This is a genomic window from Caballeronia sp. M23-90, assembly GCF_053574605.1.
On the sequence record NZ_JBSIPA010000259.1, the window covers coordinates 1 to 9,295 of the forward strand.

The 9,295-nt window shown below is 58.9% G+C and carries 10 protein-coding genes; 4 read left to right on the forward strand and 6 right to left on the reverse strand.

Going from position 1 to position 9,295, the window contains the following annotated elements; translation table 11 throughout:
- The 3 genes from ku to ACRXB1_RS22415 all read right to left on the reverse strand — a co-directional run.
- The coding region (gene ku, locus ACRXB1_RS22405; RefSeq protein WP_449493251.1) for a non-homologous end joining protein Ku at positions 1 to 869 on the reverse strand (869 nt) is incomplete at its 3' end.
- A 129-nt stretch (positions 870 to 998) separates the two neighbouring features.
- On the reverse strand, positions 999 to 1,556 hold the full coding sequence (locus ACRXB1_RS22410; RefSeq protein WP_231941243.1) for a DUF6013 family protein: 558 nt from the start codon (positions 1,554 to 1,556) through the stop codon (positions 999 to 1,001).
- Positions 1,557 to 1,728: 172 nt separating this feature from the next.
- Positions 1,729 to 2,745 (reverse strand): zinc-binding alcohol dehydrogenase family protein, encoded by a 1,017-nt coding sequence (locus ACRXB1_RS22415; protein ID WP_062170012.1) that lies wholly within the window; start codon positions 2,743 to 2,745, stop codon positions 1,729 to 1,731.
- Between the two features lie 361 nt (positions 2,746 to 3,106).
- Here ACRXB1_RS22415 and ACRXB1_RS22420 point away from each other — a divergent pair, with 361 nt between their 5' ends.
- On the forward strand, positions 3,107 to 4,483 hold the full coding sequence (locus ACRXB1_RS22420) for a tetratricopeptide repeat-containing glycosyltransferase family protein (RefSeq protein WP_449493252.1): 1,377 nt from the start codon (positions 3,107 to 3,109) through the stop codon (positions 4,481 to 4,483).
- 295 nt (positions 4,484 to 4,778) lie between these two features.
- Here the strand turns inward: ACRXB1_RS22420 and ACRXB1_RS22425 are convergent, their stop codons facing one another.
- A complete protein-coding gene (locus ACRXB1_RS22425; protein WP_449493258.1) occupies positions 4,779 to 4,964 on the reverse strand; it encodes a hypothetical protein in 186 nt (61 codons plus the stop codon).
- A 327-nt stretch (positions 4,965 to 5,291) separates the two neighbouring features.
- Between ACRXB1_RS22425 and ACRXB1_RS22430 the strand changes: the two genes are divergently transcribed.
- Both ACRXB1_RS22430 and ACRXB1_RS22435 read left to right on the forward strand, forming a co-directional pair.
- Complete coding sequence (locus ACRXB1_RS22430; protein WP_449493253.1) at positions 5,292 to 5,570, forward strand: BrnT family toxin; 279 nt, start codon at positions 5,292 to 5,294, stop codon at positions 5,568 to 5,570.
- Positions 5,545 to 5,847, forward strand: a complete 303-nt coding sequence (locus tag ACRXB1_RS22435) for a BrnA antitoxin family protein (protein ID WP_449493254.1) — start codon at positions 5,545 to 5,547, stop codon at positions 5,845 to 5,847. The genes ACRXB1_RS22430 and ACRXB1_RS22435 overlap by 26 nt, the downstream gene beginning before the upstream one ends.
- A gap of 16 nt (positions 5,848 to 5,863) precedes the next feature.
- On the opposite strand, the gene ACRXB1_RS22440 is transcribed toward ACRXB1_RS22435, so the two are convergent.
- Entirely contained in the window at positions 5,864 to 7,081 is a 1,218-nt protein-coding gene (locus tag ACRXB1_RS22440) for a cytochrome P450 (protein WP_449493255.1), read from the reverse strand.
- Between the two features lie 113 nt (positions 7,082 to 7,194).
- Here ACRXB1_RS22440 and serB point away from each other — a divergent pair, with 113 nt between their 5' ends.
- Positions 7,195 to 8,040 (forward strand): phosphoserine phosphatase SerB, encoded by an 846-nt coding sequence (gene serB, locus ACRXB1_RS22445; RefSeq protein WP_449493256.1) that lies wholly within the window; start codon positions 7,195 to 7,197, stop codon positions 8,038 to 8,040.
- 19 nt (positions 8,041 to 8,059) lie between these two features.
- Here the strand turns inward: serB and ACRXB1_RS22450 are convergent, their stop codons facing one another.
- The gene (locus tag ACRXB1_RS22450; RefSeq protein ID WP_449493257.1) at positions 8,060 to 9,256 is read right to left on the reverse strand and encodes a cystathionine beta-lyase; all 1,197 of its coding nucleotides are present in this window, start codon (positions 9,254 to 9,256) and stop codon (positions 8,060 to 8,062) included.
- Positions 9,257 to 9,295 lie beyond the last annotated feature (39 nt).

A 9,295-nucleotide genomic window follows, 5' to 3' on the forward strand; every position in this document is an offset into this window, starting at 1 on the left:
GCCGGTTCTTCGGTGTCAGCCGCGTCGTCGCCTTGGTCAGCAGCCGCTTTGGCGCCGCGCTTCGCCGCGGGCTTGCCCTTCTTCAGGCTGCGTTTAAGCAACTCCGACAAATCCAGAATCTCCGCCGATGACTTCCGCGGCTTGCCTTCCTCGACCTCGGACACTTCCTCCGTGTGCCCTTCCTTCACCTTCTTTTCGACGAGCGCCATGATGTCTTCGCGGAACGTATCGTGGTAATCGTGCGGATTCCACGAATCGCTCATGTCGTCTATCAGCCGCTGCGCCATCTCCAGTTCTTTCGGCGTGACGCCGGCTTTCTTCGGGTCTTCATCGGGTAGCTTGAACTGGTCGAAATCGCGCACTTCGTCGGCCCAGCGCAAGGTGTTGAGCGCGAGAGCCGGACCAACCGGAATCAGCGCGGCCAGGTGCTGCTTGTTATGCAGCACCACGCTCGCGATACCGACCTTCCCCGATTGTTTCAGCGCGTCGCGCAAAAGCGCGTAGACCTTTTCGCCCTTGCGGTCGGGCGCAAGGTAATACGGGGTGTCCAGCGACAGAAACGAGATGTCGGGCGCTTCGACGAACGCGAGGATATCGACGGTTTGCGTCGATTCTGGATTGGCCGAGCGGATTTCGGCGTCGCTCATCACGACGTATTTGCCCTTCTCGTACTCGAAACCGCGCACGATGTTGTCGCGCGTCACGTCCTTGCCTGTGTTCTTGTTGAACTGCTTGTAGCCGATGGGATCCATCGAGCGTTTATCGAGCAGGTTGAAGCCCACTTTCTCCGACTGCGTGGCCGGATAGAGCTGCACGGGGACGTGGACCAGCCCGAAGCTGATCGCGCCTTTCCAGATCATGTGTGGCATCGTGCTTGACCTTCCGACGAGCGGTTTATCAGCATTGCGGTTGACGGTTTTGGCCCGCGCCAGCGAGCGCGGACCGTCAACGCTCCGCAGAAAACGTGCCAGATGGGAAAGCGCCGTGGCGCCGTGGTTTTACTTGCGGCTTGCGCTCACGGTGAGCTTCGTACCGTCGCTGAGCGTCACCGATTTTTCGGCGCCACCGGTCGGCATCGTGAAATGTGTCATCTGGCTAAAGGAATTATCGGTGGGACATTGCAGTTTTTTGCCGGCTACAGTAACCGCCGTCGCGGCACGCGGCGTGTGGCCCTGGAAATTCATCTGGACATCGGCGTCACCGTTGCTCGCAATCACCGCCGCAAAGCGGATCTTCACCTGGCGCACCGTGACGCCGCTGGCGTTGCGGATGGAACCCACGTCCGGACAGGCGTCCGGCACGTTTTGCGCGCCGCCGGGAGGTTTGCTCTGCCAGGTGAAGTCATCGGTCTGGCCGGAGCGGATCGTGCGTGTTTCCTGTTCGTTACCCCACGCCTTGGACGCCATCTTGACCGTGTATTTGATCGGGCCGTCGTTGGCGACTTCGGACATCACCTTGATGCCGGGCGTTGCATGCGCCGACACCATACAAAAGCACAGCGCGAATGCCGTACCCGCAGGCCGGCAAAACTGAGCGAAACCCGAACGATCGATCATGCGTTGCCCTCCGTTTGCAGCCGTCACGCGAGATGAACACGACGGCGCCGAGGAGGCTCGGACCGCGCGCGAGGCGCGTCCAGTCTAGCGCGACGCGCGCCGCGGGCTTCTCATGGGAAACCCGCGGCGCGCGCAGCGTGCAACGCAATGGCAGATCAGTTCAGACGGCGAATCAGAACCCTGTCATCACCAGCTTGCCGATCGCACGCCCTTCTTCCAGAAGGCGATGCGCCTCGCGCAAGTTTGCTGCGTTGATCTTGCCGAGATCACGGCCGAGCGTCGTCTTGATCGTGCCTGCGTCGATCAGTCGCGCCACTTCGGTGAGCAGTTTGTGCTGCTCGATCATGTCGGGCGTGCCGAACATAGCGCGCGTGAACATGAATTCCCAATGGAACGCGGCACTCTTCGCCTTCAGCAATTCGACCGCAATCGGCATGCTGTTTTCGACGATCGTGCAAATCCCGCCTTGCGGGGCGATGACCTCGGCAGCCGCGGGGAAATGCTTGTCGGTATCGTTGAAGATCAGCACGTAATCGACCTGCTCAAAACCCGCGTCCTTCAATTGCTTCGGCATGTCGCCGAAGTGATCGACTATATGATCCGCGCCCAGCTCGGTCGCCCATTTCGCCGATTCCGGCCGCGACGCGGTCGCGATCACCCTCAGTTTCGCCACTTTCTTCGCGAGCTGAATCCCGATGGAACCCACACCGCCCGCGCCGCCCACGACAAGCACCGACTTGCCCGCGTCCTTCCCTTCCGCCGATACCCCCAGCCGGTCGAACAACGCTTCCCACGCGGTGATCGTGGTGAGCGGCAACGCGGCGGCATGCGAAAAATCAAGCGATGCCGGTTTCTTGCCGACGATGCGTTCATCGACGAGATGAAACTCGCTGTTCGTACCCGGCCGGGTAATGCTGCCCGCGTAAAACACAGGGTCGCCCACTTTGAACAGCGTGACGTCCGGGCCGACCGCCTCGACTGTGCCCGCTGCATCCCAGCCGAGCACGCGCGGCGACTCCTCGACCTTGTCCTTCGGCGCGCGGACTTTGGTATCGACAGGATTCACGCCGATCGCTTCGACCTTTACCAGCAGGTCGCGTCCGGTTGGCGCGGGTTTGTCGATTTCGACGTCCATTAGCGATTCGGGGTTGGAAATCGGCAGGTAACGGGTCAGGGCGATGGCTTTCATGGATTAGTTCCTTCAAAGGTTTTCAGCTTCAGGCTGCAAGGTGTGAACCCGATCCTAGGGGCTTTCGGCTTCACAAAGAACCCAGCAATCGATAAAACATCTTCGTAAAAAAGACGAAAATTCGCCTGCAAGAGTTACCTGGAACGAACTCTTTCAGGGGCAGACGCCCGTTCCTGCGGGGATAACGCGGCCAGCAAAGCTTGCAATTTACATTTCTCCTGTCAACCCGCCCGATTATCTCAAATTCATTCGTGTTTTTAAAAACCTTCGATAAATCAGCCGTGGTAGCATCGTTCTCTATATTTATTGAGCGCGTGATTTGTTAAATTAATTAATCGATATTTTGATTTCAACTTGAATTATGCAAGACGAACAAAACACGCTTCACGCCGCTTTTACAGCGCACCAGCGCGGTGACCATGCGTTAGCCGAAGAACAGTACAAAGCAATCCTGGAAATTAACAAGCAATCAATTGCGGCATTGACCAACTATGGCGTCTTGCTAGCGCAGTTGAAGAGGTCCGCTGAAGCCCGTGACCGGTTCGAGGCGGCGCTGAAAATCACACCGAACGACGTTGGCTTGTTGAACAACCTTGGTCGATTGACGCTGGATCAGGGTGATATTGAAGCCGCTGAAAAGCTGTTCCGCAAGGCGTTTGCACGCAACAAGACAGACGTGACAACGCTTGGCCATATTGGATTGATCGAAAGCCGTTTATCCAATCTTGCTGAGGCGGAGAAGTGGTATCGGCGCGCGCTTGAGTTTGACGAATCAGCCGACTGGGTAAGTTACAACCTGTCGGTCAACCTGCTTGCACAAGGTCGCTTTGACGAAGGGTGGCCCTTGCATGAAGCCCGCTTTTCGAAGCGGTGGGATGCACGTCCCGTCAATGCACCGGAGTTGCCGTTTCCACCATGGCGCGGAGAAAATTTAGTCGGCAAATCGATTCTGGTCATTGGCGAACAAGGGCTGGGCGACGAAATCCAGACGGTCCGTTACGCAGCTTCGCTCGCCGCGGCCGGCGCAAGCAAGGTTACGTGGGCCTGCAAGCCCACGCTGGTTAGCCTGTTCGCGAGCATTGGAGAGGTTGATTTTCTTCCGTTATCTCCTGGCATGTCGGTAAATCGTCACGATTACTGGGTGCTCTCAATGAGTCTGCCGTACCGTTTTCATACGGCAGTCAGCACAATTCCGGAAACCGTTAATCCATATCTGCGCGCACCAATCATAAAAACCGGCGTTATTCCACAATGCGATACGCTGCTGAAAATCGGATTGGTCTGGAAAGGAAGCAAGCAGTTAAAGAACGATATCAATCGTTCAGCGTCGCTGGTCGACTTCAAACTCTTGCTGGAATTGAGCTCAATCAAAGCAGTTCATTTCTTCAGTTTGCAAAAAGGCGAAGGTGAAAGTGATGCGCGCGAGGCAGACGGTCGCGGAGAACTTGTCGATCTGAGCGGCGAGCTCCACGACTTTGCAAATACAGCGGCACTAATCAACCAGCTCGATTTGATTATCACGGTCGATACCGCGGTCGCCCATCTCGCGGGGGCCCTGGGCAAGCCGGTCTGGATCATGTTGCCTCACTTCGGAACTGACTGGCGCTGGATGACAAAAAGTGAAACGTCATCCTTGTATCCAAGCGCCCGGCTCTTCCGGCAGCCCCGGCCGGGTCGAGACTGGTCGAGCGTCATTGCTCAAATGCGTCGGGAACTCATCTCGAGGCCAGGTGCTTGAAGACGCTAGGCGCTGCGCGTCGTTGGCCACGCGAGGCGCGAGCGGCGCTTCCGCAGACCCACGAAAGCGAGCACGCGCATCTCGTGTTGCGACGTCGGCCAGCCGATACGGCGTATAGGCGGCAACACAATAGTCGGCCGCCCGCCTTACGGGGCGAGGGCGACAAGCCTGCGCACCGATGAATGCCGAACAAGCGGAGAATCAGAACCCCGTCGTCATTAACTTCCCGATCGCACGCCTTTCGTCCAGAAGGCGATGCGCCTCGCGCAGGTTCGCTGCGTTGATCTTGCGGAGATTACGGCAGGCGCTTCGGCATGTCGCCGAAGTGATCCACATTGTGATCGGCGCCCAGCTCGTTGCCCATTTCGCCAATTCCGGCCGCGTGATGCTCCCCGCATAGACGACCGCGTCGCCCATCTTGACCGAGCGTGATGTCCGGACCGACCGCCTTCACCGTACCCACCGCATCCCAGCTGCGCACGCGCGGCGACTCTTCGACCTCGTCCTTCGGAGTGTGGGTCCATCTTATGGACTTCCACCTCCGCGGAAAAATACGGTAATCGCTAAGAATCTTCTTCTGAATCGCGAAGATCGATAAACGAAAGTGAACTTCTAGGCCAACACATATAGGACTAGGCCAAAGTTCATCTCAAAGAAATGGGAATAAGAGTTTTCCGATTTTAAATAATTTTTAGCCCTCAGATTATTGCTAACGAGACATCGATATGGCCGCTAGACCGGCACGATCCGTAATTCGTGGGTGTACATTAAAAGCTTGCACATTCAGATTTTTGGGGGTACATTATTAATGCCAATCTCGTACAACGTGTTGAAGAGCGAGACGAACATTCGGGAGCGTGGGCTGTCTTTCGAGGCGGTCCGCGACCTGGATATGACAACGGCGCTGATTGTCGAAGACATCAGGAAGCTTTACGAGGAGCAGCGCTTCCAGGTGCTTGGCTTAATTGAAGGCAGGTTGCACATGCTGGTTTTTACTCCGCGCGGCGCGAAGATGCATGTGATCAGCCTGCGTAAAGCGAATTCTCGCGAGATAAACAGATATGAACAAGCAAATCAAAGAAGTTAAGGATCTGGCGCCGGAAGACAATCCGGAATGGGGTGATACCGAATTCGCCCGCGCGCGTCCGGCCTCGGATGTCCTGCCGGAGCTTTATGGCCAGGAACGCGCGCAGGAACTATTGCGCCCGCGCGGACGGCCCAAGCTCGAGAATCCCAAGCTGCCCGTCAAATTGCGGATCGATCCGGATGTGGTCCATGCGTACAAGGCACAAGGCGACGGCTGGCAAACACGCATGAACGCCGCGTTGCGCCATTACGCCATGTCGCACGGTCTGATGCGTTGAAGCTGCAGCGCGTCTGTCATTCCACCAGAACCGGCGCTTCCACAAAACCACGAAAGCGAGCACGCGCAGCTCGCAATGGTGCGCCGGCCAGCCGATACGCCGGAAAGCGCGCCACGAATCGTCCGATCGCGATTCGGGCCTCAAGACGCGCGAGCGACAAACCCGCGCACTGGTGAATGCCGAATCCGAACGCAAGGTGGCGGTTCGGCTCACGGGCGATATCGAATGTTTCGGCATGGTCGAATTGCTCCGGGTCGCGATTCGCCGCGCCAATGCACAAGGTTACCGGCGTCCCGCGCGGTACTTCAATGTCCGCGATCTGCGTATCCGCCGTTGCTATCCGGTTGCCGAGCTGGTTCGAACTTTCGTAGCGCAGGCATTCCTCAATTGCGCTTTCAATCAGCTCCGGCCGGGCCCGCAGCCGCGAGCGTTGCTCCGGCCACTGTGCCAGCAGGACAATGCCGTTGCCGATCAGATTCGTGGTCGTCTCGTGGCCTGCGTTCAAGATGAAGATGCAGTTATGCAGCAATTCGGCCTCGTCGAGCGTTTCGCCGTCGGATTCACTTTGGATGAGACGCGTCAACACATCGTGCTGCGGATCGCCGGGATTTCTCCGGCGGCGTGCCACCAGCGTCACCAGATAATCGATGAACTCCGTCACCGCGCGATTGCCCTTCTCGTGCTGCTCCACGGTGAGCGCCGGCTCCAGCGCGCCGAGAATCACGAGGGACCAGTCGCGCAGCGGCGCGCGTTCGTCGTGCGGGACATCGAGCAGATTGCCGATCACTTCAACCGGAATCGCCGATGCAAACTCGCCGATCAAATCGATCTCGCCACGCTCGGCGGCCTGATCGAGCAGAGCATCGACAAGCCTAACGAGGCCGGGTTCCATCGCGGCGATGGCGCGTGCCGTCAGCGCGCCCGCAATGAGCTTGCGCACCCGGGTATGCCGCGGCGGATCGTTGAAAACGAGGCTGGTCGTGTGATGTGCGAAAAGGGGACTGTCGGCGCCGTACTTCGGGCCGAACTCCACGGTCTTGTCCGAACTGAAGGTCTTCGGATCGCGATATACCGCCTGCACGTCTTTGTATCGTGTGAGAAAGAGCGAACCGTCCGGCATTCTCTTGATCGGCTCGGTGGCGCGCAACGCATCGTAGACCGGATAGGGATCGGCGTAGAACGCGGCGTCGAGCTGGCGCAGGTCGAAGGCGCGTGCGTGGTCGGTCGGGGTCATGCGGGTCTCCGTTATGTCATCTGACGTTCATGATAGCGGCGTGGCGCGTGCGTTCGCCATCGGTCGGGACCATTACAATGACGGTCTTTCGCCGCTTAATATCCCCTCCCGCCATGAACCTCGTCATCCAAAGCCTGGAACCGATCGCCGATACCCATCTGAAACCGCTCGCCGCCCTCGCCCGTTCGCGGCAAACGGAGCGCGCGGCCGCTGACGGCACGGTGTTGCGGTTGAGCGGCGCTGATCCGCTGCAGCGTCCGGACATCGATGCCTATTGCGGCACACATCGGCTGGATTACGCGTTCGTGGCACCGGACGCGCGACTTGCCGACTTCGGCCTGGTTGCAATGGACATGGATTCGACGCTGATCACGATTGAATGTATCGATGAAATCGCCGACTTCTGCGGGCTGAAAGCGGAGGTCGCGGCGATCACGGAAGCGTCGATGCGCGGCGAAATCAAAGACTTCAACGAGAGCCTGACACGGCGCGTCGCGCTGCTGAAAGGACTCGATGCAAACGCGCTGGAGCGCGTGTACGAGGAGCGCCTGCGCTTGTCGCCGGGCGCGGAAGTCATGCTCGCGGGCGCCCGCGCCGCCGGCCTGAAAACGCTCCTGGTGTCCGGCGGTTTCACGTTCTTCACCGAAAAACTGAAAGCACGCCTCGGCCTGGATTTCACGCGCGCAAACACACTGGAAATCATCGATGGGAAGCTGACCGGCAAGGTGACCGGCGAGATCGTCAACGCCGAAGTGAAAGCCCGCACGTTGCGTGAAACGTGCGCTCAGCTCGGGATTGATCCGAAGCGCGCCATCGCGATGGGTGACGGGTCGAACGACCTGAAGATGATGGCGGAAGCGGGGTTGTCGGTGGCGTTCAGGGCAAAGCCGGTGGTCCGGGAATCAGCGACGCTCGCGCTCAATTTCGTGGGACTCGATGGCCTGTTGAAACTCTTCTGAACGCCGCCGTTGGTTGTTCTCAGTCGCCCAGGCCGTCCAGCGCGCGCTCCAGATCCGCGCGCAGATCGGCCTCCTCCTCCAGCCCGATATACAAACGCACCAGCACGCCCTCATGCGGCCACGCGCCGGCGGTGCGCATCGACTTGATGTTGTACGGCATGGCGAGGCTGTTCGCGCCGCCCCAGCTCCAGCCAATCGCGAAGTTTGCCAGCGCTTCAACGAAGGTATCGATTTGCGCCGGGCTGTAGCGCTTATCGAAGACCATGGAAAACAGGCCGCCCGCGCCCGTAAAATCGCGCTCGAAGAACTCATGGCCCGGACAATCCGGCAGCGCCGGATGCAGCACCGCCGCGATTTCCGGGCGTGTCTTCAGCCAGCGCGCCAATGAAAGCGCCGTCCGATCATGCGCTTCGAAGCGGATTTTCATGCTCGGCAAGCTGCGCAACACCAGCGAACAATCGTCTGACGACACACCGATCCCCATGCGCATCCGCGCGGCTTTGATCCGGGCGTGGAGGGGTTTATCGGCGGTGATGATCGCGCCCATCAAAATGTCGCTCCCGCCCGACTGATACTTCGTCAGTGCCTGCACCGAGATGTCGACGCCGTGTTCGAACGGCTTGAACGCGAGGCCGGCGGAGTAGGTGTTGTCGATAGCGGTCAACACCTCATGTGCGCGCGCAACCTTCGTAATGGCCGGCACGTCCTGCACTTCCATGGTCACCGAGCCCGGTGCTTCCAGCCAGATCAGCCTGGTGTTCGGCTGGATCAATGCGTCGATACCCGCACCGATCAGCGGATCGTAATACGTCACTTCGAGCCCGAAATCCTTGGCGAGCCAGTCGGCGTGTTCGCGATTGGGCGAATACGCGTTGTCCGGAATCAGCACGTGATCGCCGGATTTGACGAGCGCGAAATACACATTCGATATCGACGATAACCCCGACGGTGCCAGCAACGCATGCTGACCGCCTTCGATCACGGCGAGGCGTTGTGCCAATGCAAGCGATGTCGGCGTGGCATGCAGGCCATAGCGCCACTGACTGTCGTCGTGCCAGACGAGGGCGCGCATGGTGGCGAGATCCGGAAACACGACCGTCGACGCACGCGCGACCGGCACCGAAAACGACTGGAAACCGGGCGTCAGCTCGTCCTCAGGATGGACGATGCGAGTCTGCAAACTAAATTCTTTCGACGAATGGCTGGAATCGGTCATGGAAATGTCCTGCATGTCTGGGCTAAAAGAAAAAGCGCC

Bases quoted from the DNA above. Each gene is read 5' to 3' on its own strand.
- ACRXB1_RS22410 (WP_231941243.1), bottom strand. From the start codon at position 1,556: ATGATCGATCGTTCGGGTTTCGCTCAGTTTTGCCGGCCTGCGGGTACG.
- ACRXB1_RS22415 (WP_062170012.1), bottom strand. From the start codon at position 2,745: ATGAAAGCCATCGCCCTGACCCGTTACCTGCCGATTTCCAACCCCGAA.
- ACRXB1_RS22420 (WP_449493252.1), top strand. From the start codon at position 3,107: ATGCAAGACGAACAAAACACGCTTCACGCCGCTTTTACAGCGCACCAG.
- ACRXB1_RS22430 (WP_449493253.1), top strand. From the start codon at position 5,292: ATGCCAATCTCGTACAACGTGTTGAAGAGCGAGACGAACATTCGGGAG.
- ACRXB1_RS22435 (WP_449493254.1), top strand. From the start codon at position 5,545: ATGAACAAGCAAATCAAAGAAGTTAAGGATCTGGCGCCGGAAGACAAT.
- ACRXB1_RS22440 (WP_449493255.1), bottom strand. From the start codon at position 7,081: ATGACCCCGACCGACCACGCACGCGCCTTCGACCTGCGCCAGCTCGAC.
- serB (WP_449493256.1), top strand. From the start codon at position 7,195: ATGAACCTCGTCATCCAAAGCCTGGAACCGATCGCCGATACCCATCTG.
- ACRXB1_RS22450 (WP_449493257.1), bottom strand. From the start codon at position 9,256: ATGACCGATTCCAGCCATTCGTCGAAAGAATTTAGTTTGCAGACTCGC.